Source organism: Winogradskyella vidalii (assembly GCF_013403955.1).
GTDB lineage: Bacteria > Bacteroidota > Bacteroidia > Flavobacteriales > Flavobacteriaceae > Winogradskyella > Winogradskyella vidalii.
Genome location: NZ_JABFDG010000008.1, coordinates 108,811 through 126,476, shown reverse-complemented (window position 1 = coordinate 126,476; position 17,666 = coordinate 108,811). Strand labels below are relative to the sequence as shown.

Here is a 17,666-nt window from a genome sequence, read left to right as displayed (position 1 = left end):
CAAAAAGAAGACATTTCAAGCTAATAAAAATTTTAGCGATTGAGTCATAAGTTAAAATCACTCCAACTACAAATATCGTTAAATAAACCAAAATAGCCTTCTAAAGTTTACATGCTTTTAAAAGACTTTAGTATAAACGACTGTATTTCAACTTATTTAACCAAATGGATTATTTATTTCAAACACAAACGGTTTAACGCATTTTATCTAACAAAAAACTTAATTGTTTGGCTTCTTCTTCATCTAAATTCATCATTAATTTATTATTAAAATCATTCGGAATAGAAGTTAATAGCGCTTTTCCTTTTTCAGTAATAGAGATTTTAACCACGCGCCTATCTTCAACAGATGCTAAACGTTCTATATAGTTTTTAGCACATAGCTTATCCATTAATCGTGTGGCATTTGGTGAGCGTTCAATCATGCGTTGTTTTATGGTTTGAACCTTTAAGGGTTGTTCCGCACCGTTTAAAATTCTGAGTATATTATATTGTTGTGGCGAAATATTGAAGGGTTTAAAGAATTCGTTTTGAGTACGCGTTATCCAATTAGCCGTATATAATATATTAAGCATTGCTTTGACACGGTTATTTTCAAAAGTTGAATTGATATCTTTTTCTATGTTTCCCATTTTTTAAGAATACTTCGTGTTTTGAAACGCTATATGTTAAAGACTATTTTCTAATGCTTTAACTTGCACTAATAATTCTTTATTAAGTTCTTCATTTGTAATCTTTCCTTCCGAAAAATTATCATCAAACGACGGTAAAGAAAACTTACCTACAATGTTGGCATCATGACGCGGAAAGCGATCTACAGCCATTTGTAAAACAGACTGCCCTCCTCTTGCTCCTGGTGATGTTGCCATTAATAACATTGGCTTACCTAACCAATTTTTCTGTTCTGCTCTAGAAAGCCAATCGAATAAATTTTTAAATACCGCAGAATAGGCGCCATTATTTTCTGCTAAAGAAAGAATAAAACCATCGCCTTTTTTCAAAATTTTTAAAAATTGAAATGCATTTTCTGGAATACCTTCTTTTGCTTCCAAATCGGAACTATAAATCGGTAAATCAAAATCATTAAGATCTAAAATTGTAGTTTTAGTATTCTCGAGTAAAGAAGCAGTATAAGTTGCCAATTGTTTATTAATTGAATTAGAGCTGTTACTTCCTGCGAAGGCTATTATGTGTTTCATTTTAAATATTTTTTTGTGAATTAAAAGTACAATAAAGCTATTTGTATTCCAAGGAATATATTTCCATGTATTATTTTTTAACAAAATATTCACTTTCCCCACATGGTTTCATTTTGTAAATTCGTGCAAAACAAATCTGTATTACATGGATATTAAATTCAACCAAAACGAAGATCACAATAAGCTTTTAGTTTCTGACTTAAAAAAACGCTTAACTAAAGTAAAATTAGGTGGCGGAGAAAAAAGTATAGAAAAGCATCATGGTAAAGGCAAATTGACCGCTCGAGAGCGTATCAATTACCTTTTAGACCCTAAAGCCAAATCCATTGAGATTGGTGCTTTTGCTGGTGAAGGCATGTATGAGCAATATGGTGGTTGTCCGTCTGGTGGTGTTGTTGTTAAAATGGGGTATGTTAAAGGAAAGCAGTGTATTGTTGTTGCTAATGATGCAACCGTAAAAGCTGGTGCTTGGTTTCCTATTACTGGAAAAAAGAATTTGCGAGCTCAAGAATTAGCGATTGAAAATCGTTTACCAATTATTTATTTGGTTGATAGCGCAGGCGTTTTTCTTCCTATGCAAGATGAAATATTCCCAGACAAAGAACATTTTGGGCGCATTTTTAGAAATAATGCCGTGATGAGCAGTATGGGGATTACTCAGATAGCTGCTGTGATGGGAAGTTGTGTAGCTGGTGGAGCTTACTTACCAATTATGAGTGATGAAGCAATAATTGTAGACAAAACAGCTAGTATTTTCTTAGCAGGAAGTTATCTAGTAAAAGCTGCTATTGGAGAATCAATAGATAATGAAACTTTAGGAGGCGCAACAACGCATTGTGAAATTTCAGGTGTTACAGATTACAAAGCAAAGGATGATAAAGACGCTTTAGATAAAATAAAATCTTTAGTCGATAAAATCGGTGAGTTTGACAAAGCAGGTTTTAACAGAGTTGAGACTAAAAAACCGAAAGAGACCCCTGAAGATATTTATGGTATTTTACCTAAAAGCCGTGCTGATCAATATGACATGAAAGAAATCATCAAAAGATTGGTTGATGATTCTGAGTTTGATGAATATAAAGAAGACTATGGAAAAACCATAATCACAGCTTATGCTAGAATTGAAGGTTGGGCTGTTGGTATTGTTGCTAATCAACGGAAATTAGTAAAAACAGCCAATGGCGAAATGCAATTTGGAGGTGTTATTTATAATGACTCCGCAGATAAAGCCACCCGTTTTATTGCTAACTGTAATCAGAAAAAAATACCCTTAGTATTTTTACAAGACGTTACCGGTTTTATGGTAGGAAGTAAATCTGAACACAGCGGTATTATTAAAGATGGTGCAAAAATGGTAAATGCAGTGAGTAATTCTGTTGTTCCAAAATTCACGATTGTACTAGGTAATAGTTATGGTGCCGGAAATTATGCCATGTGTGGCAAAGCCTACGATCCTAGATTAATTGCGGCTTGGCCAAGTGCAGAATTAGCGGTAATGAGTGGAAATTCTGCTGCAAAGGTTTTACTACAGATTGAAACAGCTTCACTTAAGAAGAAAGGTGAAAAAATAACTAAAGAAAAAGAAACTGAATTATTTAATAAGATAAAGGACCGCTATGATGACCAAGTATCTCCTTATTACGCGGCTTCTAGAATTTGGACAGATGCAGTTATTGACCCATTAGATACTAGAACGTGGATTTCTATGGGAATTGAAGCGGCCAACCATGCGCCAATTGAAAAGTCTTTCAATATGGGGGTTTTACAAGTTTAATATGCTTCAACAAGAAAATAAAAGGCAGCCTTTGTATGTAATACTATTATTGATACTAGCAGCAGAGGCTGTCTTCATTTTACCTTTTGTATTACAGCGCATTTTTAGAACCACATTTCTAGAATCTTTTTCTATTACCGATACTGAACTAGGAAGTTGTTTTGCGGCTTACGGTTCTGTTGCATTAGTTTCCTATCTTCTTGGCGGACCATTGGCTGACAAATTTAAACCTCATATTTTAATGTCAGCGGCGCTTGTTTTAACCGCTTTCGGCGGATTCTATTTAGCCACATATCCAAATCTATATATGCTACATGTACTTTATGGATTTTGGGGTTTTACCACTATTTTCCTTTTTTGGGCTGCAATGATAAAAGCTACCAGAATTTGGGGTGGAACAAATAAACAAGGCATCGCTTTTGGGTTTTTAGATGGTGGTCGTGGTTTGGTCGCTGCGCTTTTTGGATCTGTTGGTGTCATTATATTCTCATTATTTATTACCAAAGAGGTTGAATTAACCTCCATTGCAGAACGTCGTTTAGCATTTAAAGAAGTGATAACCTACACCTCTATTGCCGTAATGTGCATTGGCTTTATGGTCTTTTTCCTTTTAAAATTCTCAGAAACAGCACTCATAGAAACTGAAAAACCTTCTAAATTATTGACCATAGAGAATTTTAAAATAGTCATGAAATATAGAGCCGTTTGGCTGCTCATGATTATTATCCTTTGTGCTTATTACGGCTATAAAATGACTGACCTCTTTAGTAAATATGCCGAACAAGTGATGGGTTATAATAAAATTGAAGCTGCCAAAGTAGGAACTACCCTCTTGTATATACGACCTATTGTTGGCGTTGTTATTGGCTTGCTTGCAGATAGAACTAAAGCTTCGTTATGGATTGTTATTGGTTTTTTTCTCATGACGATAACAAGTCTCATTTTCTACCTTGGAATTATTGACAACTCTACAACACTTCTATTTGTACTATCCATTGGAACCATGGCTTTAGGTGTATATTCAGCAAGGGTTTTATATTTCGCAACACTTGAAGAAGCCAAAATTCCATTGACTGTTACAGGAACTGCTGTTGGTTTTATTTCAGTTGTTGGTTATACTCCAGATATTTTTGCAGGACTCGTAATGGGTTATTTTTTAGATGCCAATAAAGGTGCTATTGGTCTACAACATGCTTTTGGGGTAATGGGTTTATTTACTTTGGTTGGATTGGTTGCGTCATTATTGCTTTATAAACATTCAAAAAATAAAGCATAAAAAAAAGAGCGCAAATTGCGCTCTTTTTCTTTTAAAATTTATTTACTATAACTAAAGCGTTAAACCTTCACGCTTAGCTTTCTTTTCTTCTTTAATCTCTTTTAAACGTTCTATTATAGATCCAAAAAGCCAATAAGGTACCACAAAGGTTAAAAGGAAAATCATTAACCAAAATCCTATCGTTAAGATGGTTAAAAATGCTAAAAATCCTAAATATTGATCAAAGTCGAACATAGTTATTATTTCGTTTACGTTTGTTTAGTGCAAAGATATAACCAAAATCTAAGTTTCGCAATACCTTGTCCTAGTTTTATTAACAGGTTATTAAAAATTACAGCGCTTTAATTAGTAATTCTGCAGTTGCCGGATTCGTTGCTAATGGCACATTGTGTACATCACAAAGTCGCATAAGCATTAAAATATCTGGCTCATGAGGATGACGATCTAAAGGGTCTCTAAAAAACAATACCATATGGCATTTGCCTTCTGCAACTCTAGCTGCTATTTGTGCATCTCCACCTAAAGGTCCAGATAGTAAAGCTTCAACTTTAAGTCCTGCTTTACTTACTTTTAGTCCTGTAGTACCTGTAGAAACCAAGGTAATATTCTTCTTTTGAAGAATGTCATTATTTTGGTTTAAAAACTGAACCATTTCGGCTTTTTTACCATCATGTGCTATAATAGCAATTTCCATATTAGAGATTTTTTATGTGATAATTAACCAAGCCTTCAATTGGACGTCTAACAAAATTTCCAACATTAAACCCGAGGTCTTTAGCGACTAATTTAATTTCTTCTTGTGCAAAATAAGCTATCGAACCTGCAAAATGTACTGGAATTCCACCGTCTAATTCTTCTTTGTATTGAAGAATCATATTATCTGCAAATAAACGAATACCTTTTGTAATGATATTACTGATGTATTCTGAATCTTTATTAATAAACATAAATTCAGCATGATCGGCTAAATAAGCACTTGGGTTAGCTTGTTTGTACAAGTTATACTTTATATAATCTGAATCTAGATTATGCTTATGCGCAAAAGCAACACTTATGGTATCTGGCATCTTATTAAAGTAAAAATCTCTTATTAATTGCTTACCAAAATAGTTACCACTAGCATCATCCATTAAAATAAATCCAAGACTATCCACACGCTGATGTAAATCTTTACCATCAAAATAGCTACAGTTAGATCCCGTTCCGAGTATACAAACTACAGCGGGCTCGTCATTAGTATTTATACAAGCTCTTACGGCAGCATAAGTATCTTCTCTTACTTCTATCTGAGCATTTACAAAATTAGTCTCTAGTATATACTTTAATAAAAGTCTTGGCTTTTCTGTACCACAACCTGCACCGTAAAAATAAACATGAGTAATTTTATCGGCAATAGCCATTAACTCATCACTTTTACGAATTATTTTTTTGATTTTTTTCTCTGCAACAATTGCAGGATTTAAACCTTTGGTTCTTATTTTATCAACGGCCTGATTACCATTTTTATCAATTGCAATCCAATCGCACTTTGTAGAACCTCCATCTGTTATTAAAATCATATGATTAAAATTAAAAAATTCCGTAGGAATGAATATTTCATAATCCTACGGAATTTCAGAATTAATACTATACTTATTAACTATAAATCTATACGGATTATAAGCTATTAACTTTTTGAGCTAAATCAATCATCTTGTTAGAGTATCCAAACTCGTTATCGTACCAAGAAATTAATTTAAAGAATTTAGAATTCAACTCAATTGAAGCATCAGCATCAAAAACACTTGTTCTAACTTCGCTAACAAAATCTTGAGAAACAACAGCATCTTCAGTGTAACCTAAAACACCTGCCATTTCACCTTCTGCTGATTTTTTCATAGCAGCCTTAATATCTTCTAAAGACGTTTCTTTAGTTGTTTTAACTGTTAAATCTACTACAGAAACATCTACAGTTGGTACTCTAAATGCCATACCTGTAAGTTTTCCATCTAACTCAGGAATTACTTTTCCTACTGCTTTTGCAGCTCCTGTTGATGAAGGAATGATGTTATTTAATGCAGAACGACCTAAACGGTAATTTTTACGTGAAGGTGCGTCTACTGTAAATTGAGTAGACGTTGATGCGTGAATTGTTGTCATTAACGCTTCTTCAATTCCAAAGTTATCTTCAATTACTTTAGCTATAGGCGCTAAACAGTTAGTTGTACAAGATGCATTAGATACAATTGTATTACTTGCAGTAAGTGTATTATCGTTAACACCCATTACAAACATAGGGGCATCTTTACTTGGAGCAGAAATTACTACTTTTTTAGCACCACCATCAATATGATATTGAGCTGTTTCTAAAGTTGTAAAAATACCAGTACATTCAGCAACAACATCAGCACCTACTTCATCCCACTTAAGGTTTTTTGGATCTTTTTCTGCAGTAATACGAATTGTTTTTCCGTCTACAACTAAGTGACCATCTTTTACCTCAACGGTTCCATCAAATCTACCGTGAACAGAATCGTACTTTAATAAATATGCTAAATGCTCTACATCTAACAAATCATTAATAGCAACAACATCTACGTCGTTACGCTTTACAGTTGCTCTAAAAACAATTCTTCCTATTCTACCGAATCCATTGATTCCTAATTTCAAATTTGCCATATCTCTATTTATTTTGGTTTTTATTATGTTATTTATATTGACATTATATCAGAAACTCTTAAAAGCTCCTTGTTTATTTTTGATTTTCCTTTAACAGCTTGGTCAAATGGCGTTAAGTCCATAACGTCATGTTTCATACCTACCATATAGTTACTTTTGCCTGTAATTAAACTTTCAACAGCTTTTACACCCATTCTACTCGCTAAAACACGGTCAAAACACGATGGTGGTCCGCCACGTTGCATGTGTCCTAGAACAGAAACTCTTACTTCGTATTCTGTCATGTTTTCTTCTACGTAGTCTTTAAGTTCAAAAACATTTTTACCTATTTTATCACCTTCAGCAACGACAACAACACTCGATGATTTACCTGATTGTTTACTACGTCTTAACGACTCTAATAAACGATCTAAACCTAAATTTTCTTCAGGTATTAAAACCTCTTCTGCTCCAGCTCCAATACCTACATTTAAGGCAATATGACCAGCATCTCTTCCCATAACCTCTACAAAAAATAAGCGGTTATGTGAACTTGCTGTATCTCTAATTTTATCAATTACATCTACAACCGTATTTAATGCGGTATCATAACCCAAGGTATGAGTGGTTCCAAAAATATCGTTATCTATAGTACCAGGAATTCCCATCACCGGAAAATCGAACTCTTTATTAAAGACCATAGCTCCAGTAAAACTACCATCACCACCAATAACAACAAAAGCATCAATTCCTGCTTTTTTTAATTGCTCGTATGCGGTAACTCTTCCTTCTTTTGTTCTAAATTTATTTGATCGTGCCGATTTTAACACGGTTCCGCCTTTGTTGATTATTCCTTTAACACTTCGTGCATTCATTTCAACAAAATCGCCATCTATCATTCCCTCGTACCCTCTATAAATACCATAACATTTAATATCATGAAAAGCACAAGTTCTTACTACAGATCTAATTGCGGCATTCATTCCTGGAGCATCTCCTCCGGAAGTTAAAACACCTATTTTTTTAATTGTTTGCAGCATCATTTTATTTATTTTACAGTAAAATTAAGAAAGAAAATATATAAAAAAGTGACTATTGTCATAAAAATAATATACAAGAAACAATTCAAACGTTTTCGTTGATAAATTATTTAATAATCCATAAATTTTACAAAAAATTAAGACTTTGAGTTGGATTTTTTCTTTTTCATCGACATATAAGCTGGCATCATAATATCGGTATCTGGCTGTTCTTTTTCTTCTTCTTTTTCTTTTTTATCTTTTCTGTTTTTACCCGAAAAGATAATCTGAAGTAATTCTTTGAAAGAATCAAATTCTACATTATATGATAAACCAACCCCTTGGGTAAAACCAATTTCTTCACCAAAGTTTCGAATACTATTTTCTCTATTAAACACTTTTGCTCTAAGTGTTCCATCATCGTTTAGCAATAAATCTATTTGAACATCGCCACTAATTACGGTTTGACTTGCACTACCAAACGGTACACCAACCTTTCCGTTAACTAATATCTTATCACTTATTTTAGTTTGAAGTGTAAAACCTACCTTATTATTGGTTTGTAGTTCGGGGGTGTCTTGACCAATTTCAAAATCGAAACCAACATCTAAGTTATCATTACCTGAACCAAAAAGGTTATTTACAATCCCTGAAAGTCGTTCAGAAATAGTCCCTGTAAAATTAGCGCCTGTTACACCACTTGAAAACCCGCCGGACATTAAAAATATTAGAGCTTGATTATCGCGTTCTTCTTTGGAAGACAAGCGGTACTCTAACTCAGATTTCACTGTAGAATTAACATTAGGGAATCTAAAGGCAAATTCTGGATCGGGTTGTTCTAATCGACCTGTTAAATGAATTTCAACTTCTACATCTATACTTTGACTGATGGGATTGTCTAATAAAACGGAAGGGTTAGCACTAGCTTCATACAAAGCTTTCAAATTTAATTCGGCATCCATTGGATCCCCTTCCCAAACAATACTTCCCCCCTGCTCAACTTTAAAACGCTTTTCTACAAAGCCGCCGTATTTAAAGTTATAAAAACCATCATAGACCACAAAATCTCCCCACATATTAAATGTACCGTTGGTGTTGATTAAAAAGTTTAAACCACCTACACCTCTACCTTTTATAGTGCTTCCTGCTTCCTTGTCTATTACAATTTCAATTACGGCGTTTTCATTAACATTAAGGTCAAAATCTAATTCTAAGCCCTTAACTTCAATAATCTCTGTGAGTTCTCCGTTTAGTCTGGCAGCTTTTTCATCTGGACTTAAAAAATGAATAAAGGAGTTATCTCCAAAACTTTCGGAATCATTTAAAGGTATAAAAAATTCGGTTCCTGCTTCGGTTCTTCCATTAATGACTTTAATAACGAGCTGATCTGTTGGTCCTTTAATTTCGGCTTTTCCTGAAATAAACCCTGTACCGTAGTATAATTCGTCTTCAGACTCTTTGGTATTAAGCACTAAAAGTCGATCGGTATCTAGCTCTAGGCCTAATTTCCAATCCGAAAAATTATCGTGTGCTATAAAACCATTTAAACTTCCTTTAGAAAAGTATTTAGAATCTGTCATTGCAACATCATTAAAAATAAATTGTTGCCCTCTTAAAGATACTTTAGAGTCAAAATCAAAACCATAATCTACATTGAGATACGGAATAGATAGTCCTGCTCTATCGAGTAATAATTCGCCATAAATAGCCGGTTTATTTAAACTACCGGTAACCTTAGCATCACCAGAAACCAATCCTCTAATATTACTAATAACACCTTCTCCTAAAGGATTGAGCGGATCGAGTAAAAATTCTTCAAAATTAACATCTAAATCTATCCTTGGATTACTTTCTGCAATATCAATAGTTCCTTTGGCATCAAACGATTTTAAATTGTCATTGATTAAAGTCACATCAACATTATAATTGGTAATAGAATTATTACCTTCTATTTTAGCATTTAAATTTCCTAAGTCGTAGTCGTTGACGAACAACCCACTGACTTCCACATTAGATTTCGGTAAGTAAACGCCATTATTTTGATGAATATCAAGATCACCATTAACAACACCTTTTAAAGCTAAACTATCTATACGAGGCGTTATTTTTACTAATTGAACGTCTTTAAAATCGACCTTAAAATCTTTATTTAATGAGTCCACTACTTTACCAGAAACCAAAATTTCTTCATCACCTTGAGTGATTTTAATTGGCAACACATCAAAGGTTTCAAATTTCCTATCAAAACGTGCTTTGTTTAAGCTGTCGTTTTCTGCATTTAAAAACCACTCATAACCTTTAAATAATACATCTGATCTTCTAATGCCTACAACGGATTGATTAGATTCATCTATAGTATAAAATAGATTGAGATTAAAATCATCGGTATTATTTGTGCCTCCTTTAAATTCCGACCTAATTAATAATGTATCGCGCTTGGTAACATTAATAAGACTAAATTGAGACATATTATAAACCCCTGCACTTATGCTGTCAATTTCTACATAAGTATTATATAGCGGATTACTGTTATTTATATTTACATTAATGCTATTAGCGAAATAATCTTTAAATTTAATTTCGGGAGAGTTAAAAGTCAACTCAAAACCTTTTTCATCGGTTTCTATTCGGCCTTCTATAAACGTATTCTTTCCTAGTATTAAATCTTTAAAAAAGACTGTCGCTATTTTTGAATAAATATTAAAATTGAAGTCGATATACTGACCTTCTTCAACCTCATTTGCGATATAATTTGTATAAATACTTCCTACTGAATTTTCAACTAAACCTAAAATGTCCTTGGTTTTAAACTGACCTTTAATATAGCCATCAATAATATCTGGTGAGTTAATATCAATAGTACGCTCATTCCCTTCAAAAGAAGACACAATATCAAAATCTTGAAATACATAACTTTCATCTTGATTTTTATATGTGGTATTCTTAATATTAATTGCGCCTACGGCATTATCAATGGTAGAGCCTTTGGCAGACATCGTCACCAAACCTCTAAATTCAGAAATACTATCTCTAGTTACAAAGTTTAATTTATTAAGATTTGCGTAACCAACCTGAGCTTTAAAATCAAAAGTCTTAATGTCTTCAGAAAAATCGGCCAAGCCATTAAAATCGAGTTGTAAATTTAGGTCTTCTGCTTTTACTATTCCATTAAATATTTTATTTCCAAGATCACCAGCAAGTGAAATATCGCGATACGTATAGCCATTATAATCGAGTACAAAGATATCTCCTGTTACTTCGGTACTTAAATTATCTATCGTAAAGCCTTTTCCATCGACATCAAGGTTTAAAGTGGTTGTTTTAACTAAGGGGTCATTAATTAGTTTTCCGATGTCAAATTCTTCTAAAACAACATTTCCAACATAACTTGCATTATCTATATTATTGATATTTGTAAGTTGTAAATCGGATTTTATAAACCCTAAATCAGTATTTATATCAATTTTGGCTCCTAACTGTTTTGCTGTGATATACGAGGTACCTTTTATTTGAAAATTTCCAACTTTAGAAATCACACTCGGAATAGAGTTACCTAATAGACTTGGTAATAACGCTGTTAAATCATTATAATTTGATGCTAAGTTTTTAAAATCACCTTGCAGAGCAAAGCTATCCTCCTCATTACTAAATAAATTTTTAAAAGTGATATCACCAATAATTCTGGTATTAGTAGATGTACTAACATTAAGGTTAGTTGCATTAAGATTATTTAAAGTCCCAGATAAATCAGCATTAAAATTAGCATGTTGATCAATTCCAAATTCATCAAAAAAGACATTAAGCTCTGTTAGTGAAATATCCGAATCCCTAAAACTTGCCTCAACATTAACTTTATCTTTAAAATATTTTAAATCTTCACGTTTATAGTCAAACCTTAAATCACCTTTTAAATCTGACAATTCAGTTTTAATATTTAGATCACTAAAATTCATGTGATCTAGCGTATATTCAAAATTTGCCATTAAATTTTTAACCGCAATACCTCTACTATCTCTAAAGCTAAACTTATTAATCCGACAACTTACCTCAGGACCATTAATTAAAAAATTAGTGGTATTGGCGTTTAATGCTGTAAATTCAAAAACTTTTGGGGTTTCTAAGTTTTCGTCTGAGAGTTTAAAAACACCTCCATCTATAGACACGTCACTCGAAGAAAACAGAAATTCGCTAGGCCCAACTCTTGGGTTGTCATTATCGAATTTAGCAACAAACACATCTAAATTCGTTTCGGCTTCCCCTTTATAGGTCTTTAAGTTAAAAAGTACATTTTGAAGTTTTATATCTCCAAAGTTCAATTTACTGTTGTACAAATTGCTAAAACTAATGATAGAGCTATTTAATACACCGACACTAATTAAGGTATCTTTTTTGTAATCTCTAATCAGTATTTCTTTGAGCTCTATATCGCCATTAAGTTGAAGACCAACACGCCCTACATTAATATCGGTTTTAAAATCATTATTTAATCTATCTGTAACATATTTACCTAGCTTAGTTTGCACAGCAGGAATAGACAATACCAAAAACAAAATGAAAAACAAAAGCAATAGTATTGCTATAATTTTCCCTAATATTTTAAGTATCCGTTTGATAGAAATAATGAGTTTTTAATGTGTGAATTCTTATTACCTTTGCCCATATAATACGTTGTTAAATATAGCATTGGACTATGAATGGTAAAATTAACAATTATTGTGCCTAATATCGACTATGAAAAAAGAAAATATTTACATCCTAGGAATTGAATCATCTTGCGATGATACTTCGGCTGCTGTACTTTGTAACGACAGAATTTTAAGCAATGTTGTTGCTGATCAAAAAATTCATGCCGAATATGGTGGTGTTGTTCCTGAATTAGCTTCAAGAGCTCACCAACAAAATATTGTTCCAGTGGTTCATCAGGCCATAGAAAAAGCAGGTATTAAAAAAGAACAATTAAGTGCTATTGCATTTACAAGAGGCCCTGGTTTAATGGGTTCTTTATTGGTAGGGACATCATTTGCCAAATCTCTGGCTTACGGTTTAAACATTCCTTTAATTGATGTTAACCATATGCAAGCGCATATTTTAGCCCACTTTATAGATGAGGACAATCATAAAAAACCGCCTTTTCCCTTTTTAGCAATGACTATTTCTGGTGGACACACACAGATTGTTAAGGTCAGTAGTCATTTTAAAATGGAAGTTTTAGGCGAAACTATAGATGATGCTGTTGGAGAAGCTTATGATAAAAGTGGAAAAGTATTAGGTTTAGGCTATCCTGCTGGTCCGGAAATTGACCGAAGAGCACAACTAGGTAACCCTAAAGCGTATCAATTTACCAAACCAAAAGTTGAGGGCTTAAATTTTAGCTTTTCAGGATTAAAAACCGCTATTCTTTATTTTGTTCAACGTGAAGTAAAAGCCAATCCTAATTTTATCGAAGAGAATTTAAATGACATTTGTGCTTCTATTCAATATACTATAATTGGTATTTTAATGGCTAAATTGAAATTAGCAGTGAAGCAAACAGCCATAAAACACATCGCTATAGGTGGTGGTGTTTCAGCTAACTCCGGAATTAGAAAAGCTTTAAAAGAATCTGAACAGAAATTTGGATGGGCAACTTATGTTCCAAAATTTGAATATACAACAGACAATGCAGCCATGATTGCTATTGTTGGTTACCTAAAATATTTAGAAAAGGATTTTTCAGATTTTGACGTGATGGCAACAGCACGTTTAAAAATCTAGTGATTTTTGATACGCGTTAGAATTAATACGTCAACTCCTTTAGAAATGTACCCGTTATAACATTCTATCGGAAAAATAAGATTATTATAAAGACAATGAAGTAAATTTTGTTTCAGTTTTAATAGGGTTGCTTTATTCCATACAACATATTCAAAATCACTCTATAAAATTGATTTGTATTTTAGAATTGTTAAAACATCTGTTAACATCTTATGAGCATTATTTCAATACTAACTTAAAATTTAGTTTTTTTGCACTTACCCTGAATCAAAAACTAAATAAATTTAACATGAAACATCTTTTTACACTACTATTATTACTGCCTTTAATAGGTTTTTCTCAATCAGAATTAGAAACACAACTCGATTCTATTTCTACACCAGAGGAAGCACAAATATTTTTAAAGGCCAACAAACCTAAAAAAGGAAAACTTTTCACTTTTAACAAAGCAAAGCACAAAACTAAATTAGCCGATGAGTTGTTTAACATGGCTAAAGGCGGAAAAAAAGTTATTAGAACAGACTTTAAAAAAACGTTTTATAAGGTTGTCGATAAAGCCGATGTTAATTATTCAAAATTCAGAATTATAGAGTTTAATGCTGCTAATACATCAGATGAAGAAGCGAAATCTAGACGACAAAAAATATTAAATCAATTTCTGCAAGGCTACCGTTTTAAAGACTTGGCTAAATATCACTCGCAAGGGCCAACGGCAAAAATGGGTGGTGATACGGGCTGGATTAAAGCCGGCGACATGTCTGAAGCTTTTGATGCTGTAGCATTCAGCGAAAGCAATCCTGTAAATGAAGCTTTTATGGTTGATGATTTAGACAATAAAATCTATTATTTAATTCTTAAAACTGAGCCAATAACCTTAATTGAAGAGGTTACGGTATTAAAATTTACTGAAGATATCGATTAATGCAATTATTCTATAATCAAAATATTTCAGAAAACGATACAAGCTTTAGCTTTGATAAGGACGAAAGCAGACATATCGCTAAAGTTTTACGTAAAAAACAAGGAGATACTTTACATATAACCAATGGAAAAGGTTGGCGCTTTACTGCCGAAATCACACAAGCAGACCAAAAAAACTGTGTGGTTTCGGTTAGCTCTAAAAGCTTTCAGCCAAAGCGGAACTACAACTTACATCTCGCAGTTGCGCCTACTAAAATGAATGATAGATACGAGTGGTTTTTAGAGAAAGCAACTGAAATAGGTGTAGAAACCATTACGCCTATTATCTGTGAGCATAGTGAACGTAAGGTTGTAAAACTTGAACGTTTTGAAAAAATTATTCAGTCTGCAATGAAGCAGTCTTTACAATATTACTTACCCATACTCAATAAACCCATAGCGTTTAAGGAGTTTATAGGTCAAGAATTCACCGAAGCCACTTATATCGCTCATTGTGAAGAAACCGATAAAAAATCTTTAAAATCACAGTTAAAATCAGCAACTGATTGTCTCATTTTAATTGGACCAGAAGGCGACTTTAGCGTTAAAGAAATTGAAATGGCCTTGCAACATCAGTTTATTCCCGTAACTTTGGGTGAGACTCGTTTGCGTACTGAAACAGCTGCTATTGCTGCTTGCCACTCGGTTGCGTTTTTAAATGAATAAATCAATGAAAAGCCTTTTAACCTTATATTTTTCACTTTTTTCTATTTTTCTATTTGCACAAGATGTTGCCATTTTAAAATATAAAGGTGGTGGCGATTGGTACAGTAACCCAACAGCATTACCTAACCTAGCAAAATATTGCAATGACCATATAGATACAAATATTAATGAAAGCGTTCAAACTGTGGAAGTCGGTAGTATTGATATTTTTCAATTTCCACTGCTACACATGACAGGCCATGGCAATGTATTTTTTAGTGATGACGATGCCGAAAATTTAAGAAATTATCTTATTTCAGGTGGCTTTCTTCATATCGATGACAATTATGGTATGGCACCCTACATTACTAAAGAATTAAAGAAAGTTTTTCCAAATAATGAATTAGTTGAAATCCCTAAAGACCATAGTATTTTTAGCACTATTTATGAATTCCCTAACGGACTACCAAAAATCCATGAGCACGATGGCAAAGCACCTCAAGCTTTTGGTATTTTCCATGAGAGTAGACTTATCTTATTATTTACTTTTGAAAGTGATTTAGGAGATGGCTGGGAAGATGCCGAAGTCCACAATGACCCAGAAGAGGTTAGAACAAAAGCATTACAAATGGGCGCTAATATTGTAAAATATGCTTTTGAAAACTAATACGGATTTCAATATATACCAACATATTTAAATCCTTCTAATTCTACACGCTATTGCAACTCAATCATTACAACTCCACCTTTAAGAAACAAAAACACCCTATAACAGTCGTTTGTGATAATGTTAGAAACGCGCCAAACATAGGGAGTTTATTCCGTATAGCAGATGCTTTTAATATTGAGAAACTAATTTTTTGTGGTACTGATATTGCACTAGGAAAACGAATGACTAAAACATCTCGTTCTACAGAAAAATATGTATCGTACAGTATAAGAGAAAATATAGATACAGAAATTCAATCCTTAAAAGCTAATAATTATTACCTCATTGCTTTAGAGATTACAGAAGACAGCCAAGCCTTATCGCGTTTTAACTTAAATACAAAACAACCCATTGCCTTAATTTTAGGCGATGAAAATTTCGGTGTTTCAGAAACAACCTTAGAACAAGTAGATGCTGTTGTTCATATTAATATGTTTGGAACTAATAGCAGTATGAATGTTGTACAAGCTACAAGTATTGCGCTTTATGAGATGACAAAACAATTAAATCAAAGCATTTAAAAGAGTAATTATTACTCAATTAAAGCTATAACAGATAAAAACTAAACTATAATATTTCAGTAGCTTTAACTATATTTATCGCATGAATTCAAAAATCATAGCCAACGGAATTTTAAGAGCAATAGGCATTATTTTAGCCATCGCTTTACTACTCTTTTTTCTCTATAAAATTCAATCTGTAATCGTATATATTGCCGTTGCTGTAGTTATTTCTTTAATTGGAAGACCAATCATTTTATTTTTAAGAGAACGTTTAAAATTCCACAACACCTTTGCTGTGGTGGTAACCATGGTTTTATTATTAGGCGTTTTAACAGGGCTTGTTGGACTTTTTATTCCGCTTATTATCGAACAAGGGCATAATTTAGCCTTACTTAATATTGAAGAACTACAAGGTAATATTGAGCATTTATACGATCAAATTATCACCTATTTTGAATTTAATAATATTGATGTTGAAGCCTCAATACAAGATACAAATGTACTCTCTAAACTAGACTTTGCCATTATCCCTAACTTTCTAAATAGTTTTATAAGTGGTTTAGGCACCTTTAGCGTCGGTTTATTTTCGGTACTTTTTATTTCATTTTTCTTTTTAAAAGACAGCAAATTATTTGAAGATGGCGTTATGACTTTTGTGCCTAGCGGAAATGAAGAACGCTCCAAACGCTCAATTACCGCTATAAAAGATTTACTATCACGCTATTTTGTTGGTCTTATTCTTCAAATTTTAATTCTATTTGTAATTTATACGATTGTATTATTAATCTTCGGAATTGACAATGCCATCGTTATTGCTTTTCTATGTGCACTACTTAATCTGGTGCCTTATGTGGGGCCTTTAGTCAGTGGTTTTTTAATATTACTATTAAGTATGTCTAGCAACATAGGCGAAAATTTTAGTCAAGTTATATTACCCAAAACAATCTATGTCATGATTGGGTTTATTTTTGCACAATTGGTAGATAATTTTTTCACACAACCCTATATATTTTCAAAAAGTGTAAAATCACATCCTTTAGAAATTTTCTTAGTCATAATTATATCGGGCATATTATTTGGAGTTGTTGGTATGATTGTCGCCATTCCATCTTACACCGCTATAAAAGTTATTTTAAAAGAATTTTTATCGGAATATAACATTGTTAAAAAGCTTACTAAAGGGTTATAGTT

At 32.8% G+C, this 17,666-nt stretch carries 16 protein-coding genes; 8 read left to right on the top strand and 8 right to left on the bottom strand.

What is annotated here, in order from left to right; all coding sequences use genetic code 11:
* Nucleotides 1–193: 193 nt before the first annotated feature.
* Both HM982_RS16335 and HM982_RS16330 read right to left on the bottom strand, forming a co-directional pair.
* Nucleotides 194–631, bottom strand: coding sequence for a MarR family winged helix-turn-helix transcriptional regulator (locus HM982_RS16335; protein ID WP_179354402.1), 438 nt, complete (start codon nt 629–631; stop codon nt 194–196).
* Nucleotides 632–667: 36 nt separating this feature from the next.
* Complete coding sequence (locus HM982_RS16330; RefSeq protein ID WP_179354401.1) at nt 668–1,198, bottom strand: NADPH-dependent FMN reductase; 531 nt, start codon at nt 1,196–1,198, stop codon at nt 668–670.
* Between the two features lie 145 nt (nt 1,199–1,343).
* On the opposite strand from HM982_RS16330, the gene HM982_RS16325 reads away from it, so the two are divergent.
* Nucleotides 1,344–2,972, top strand: a complete 1,629-nt coding sequence (locus tag HM982_RS16325) for an acyl-CoA carboxylase subunit beta (RefSeq protein WP_179354400.1) — start codon at nt 1,344–1,346, stop codon at nt 2,970–2,972.
* A gap of 1 nt (nt 2,973) precedes the next feature.
* On the top strand, nt 2,974–4,248 hold the full coding sequence (locus HM982_RS16320; protein ID WP_179354399.1) for an MFS transporter: 1,275 nt from the start codon (nt 2,974–2,976) through the stop codon (nt 4,246–4,248).
* Between the two features lie 51 nt (nt 4,249–4,299).
* Here HM982_RS16320 and HM982_RS16315 read toward each other — a convergent pair whose 3' ends face one another.
* From HM982_RS16315 to HM982_RS16290, 6 genes are all read right to left on the bottom strand, one after another.
* Nucleotides 4,300–4,482, bottom strand: a complete 183-nt coding sequence (locus HM982_RS16315; protein WP_179354398.1) for a hypothetical protein — start codon at nt 4,480–4,482, stop codon at nt 4,300–4,302.
* 97 nt (nt 4,483–4,579) lie between these two features.
* Nucleotides 4,580–4,942, bottom strand: coding sequence for a methylglyoxal synthase (locus HM982_RS16310; protein ID WP_179354397.1), 363 nt, complete (start codon nt 4,940–4,942; stop codon nt 4,580–4,582).
* Nucleotide 4,943: 1 nt separating this feature from the next.
* On the bottom strand, nt 4,944–5,807 hold the full coding sequence (locus tag HM982_RS16305; RefSeq protein ID WP_179354396.1) for an N-acetylglucosamine kinase: 864 nt from the start codon (nt 5,805–5,807) through the stop codon (nt 4,944–4,946).
* Between the two features lie 97 nt (nt 5,808–5,904).
* Nucleotides 5,905–6,906, bottom strand: coding sequence for a type I glyceraldehyde-3-phosphate dehydrogenase (gene gap / locus HM982_RS16300; protein ID WP_179354395.1), 1,002 nt, complete (start codon nt 6,904–6,906; stop codon nt 5,905–5,907).
* Nucleotides 6,907–6,938: 32 nt separating this feature from the next.
* The gene (pfkA, locus tag HM982_RS16295) at nt 6,939–7,925 is read right to left on the bottom strand and encodes a 6-phosphofructokinase (protein ID WP_179354469.1); all 987 of its coding nucleotides are present in this window, start codon (nt 7,923–7,925) and stop codon (nt 6,939–6,941) included.
* Nucleotides 7,926–8,062: 137 nt separating this feature from the next.
* Entirely contained in the window at nt 8,063–12,466 is a 4,404-nt protein-coding gene (locus HM982_RS16290) for a translocation/assembly module TamB domain-containing protein (protein ID WP_246296893.1), read from the bottom strand.
* A 169-nt stretch (nt 12,467–12,635) separates the two neighbouring features.
* On the opposite strand from HM982_RS16290, the gene tsaD reads away from it, so the two are divergent.
* From tsaD to HM982_RS16260, 6 genes are all read left to right on the top strand, one after another.
* The gene (tsaD, locus tag HM982_RS16285) at nt 12,636–13,658 is read left to right on the top strand and encodes a tRNA (adenosine(37)-N6)-threonylcarbamoyltransferase complex transferase subunit TsaD (RefSeq protein WP_179354394.1); all 1,023 of its coding nucleotides are present in this window, start codon (nt 12,636–12,638) and stop codon (nt 13,656–13,658) included.
* Between the two features lie 289 nt (nt 13,659–13,947).
* Entirely contained in the window at nt 13,948–14,580 is a 633-nt protein-coding gene (locus HM982_RS16280) for a peptidylprolyl isomerase (protein ID WP_179354393.1), read from the top strand.
* Nucleotides 14,580–15,284 (top strand): 16S rRNA (uracil(1498)-N(3))-methyltransferase, encoded by a 705-nt coding sequence (locus HM982_RS16275; RefSeq protein ID WP_179354392.1) that lies wholly within the window; start codon nt 14,580–14,582, stop codon nt 15,282–15,284. Before HM982_RS16280 ends, HM982_RS16275 begins: the two co-directional genes overlap by 1 nt.
* Before the next feature lie 4 nt (nt 15,285–15,288).
* Nucleotides 15,289–15,930 carry a DUF4159 domain-containing protein gene (locus HM982_RS16270; protein WP_179354391.1) on the top strand — a complete coding sequence of 214 codons (642 nt, stop codon included), beginning with the start codon at nt 15,289–15,291 and terminating at the stop codon, nt 15,928–15,930.
* 53 nt (nt 15,931–15,983) lie between these two features.
* Entirely contained in the window at nt 15,984–16,493 is a 510-nt protein-coding gene (locus HM982_RS16265; RefSeq protein ID WP_179354390.1) for a TrmH family RNA methyltransferase, read from the top strand.
* An 82-nt stretch (nt 16,494–16,575) separates the two neighbouring features.
* Nucleotides 16,576–17,664, top strand: a complete 1,089-nt coding sequence (locus HM982_RS16260) for an AI-2E family transporter (protein ID WP_179354389.1) — start codon at nt 16,576–16,578, stop codon at nt 17,662–17,664.
* The last annotated feature ends 2 nt before the right edge of the window (nt 17,665–17,666 follow it).

Bases quoted from the DNA above. Each gene is read 5' to 3' on its own strand.
- HM982_RS16260 (WP_179354389.1), top strand. From the start codon at position 16,576: ATGAATTCAAAAATCATAGCCAACGGAATTTTAAGAGCAATAGGCATT.
- pfkA (WP_179354469.1), bottom strand. From the start codon at position 7,925: ATGCTGCAAACAATTAAAAAAATAGGTGTTTTAACTTCCGGAGGAGAT.
- HM982_RS16270 (WP_179354391.1), top strand. From the start codon at position 15,289: ATGAAAAGCCTTTTAACCTTATATTTTTCACTTTTTTCTATTTTTCTA.
- tsaD (WP_179354394.1), top strand. From the start codon at position 12,636: ATGAAAAAAGAAAATATTTACATCCTAGGAATTGAATCATCTTGCGAT.
- HM982_RS16335 (WP_179354402.1), bottom strand. From the start codon at position 631: ATGGGAAACATAGAAAAAGATATCAATTCAACTTTTGAAAATAACCGT.
- HM982_RS16280 (WP_179354393.1), top strand. From the start codon at position 13,948: ATGAAACATCTTTTTACACTACTATTATTACTGCCTTTAATAGGTTTT.
- HM982_RS16325 (WP_179354400.1), top strand. From the start codon at position 1,344: ATGGATATTAAATTCAACCAAAACGAAGATCACAATAAGCTTTTAGTT.
- HM982_RS16315 (WP_179354398.1), bottom strand. From the start codon at position 4,482: ATGTTCGACTTTGATCAATATTTAGGATTTTTAGCATTTTTAACCATC.
- HM982_RS16320 (WP_179354399.1), top strand. From the start codon at position 2,974: ATGCTTCAACAAGAAAATAAAAGGCAGCCTTTGTATGTAATACTATTA.
- HM982_RS16330 (WP_179354401.1), bottom strand. From the start codon at position 1,198: ATGAAACACATAATAGCCTTCGCAGGAAGTAACAGCTCTAATTCAATT.
- HM982_RS16310 (WP_179354397.1), bottom strand. From the start codon at position 4,942: ATGGAAATTGCTATTATAGCACATGATGGTAAAAAAGCCGAAATGGTT.
- gap (WP_179354395.1), bottom strand. From the start codon at position 6,906: ATGGCAAATTTGAAATTAGGAATCAATGGATTCGGTAGAATAGGAAGA.
- HM982_RS16275 (WP_179354392.1), top strand. From the start codon at position 14,580: ATGCAATTATTCTATAATCAAAATATTTCAGAAAACGATACAAGCTTT.
- HM982_RS16305 (WP_179354396.1), bottom strand. From the start codon at position 5,807: ATGATTTTAATAACAGATGGAGGTTCTACAAAGTGCGATTGGATTGCA.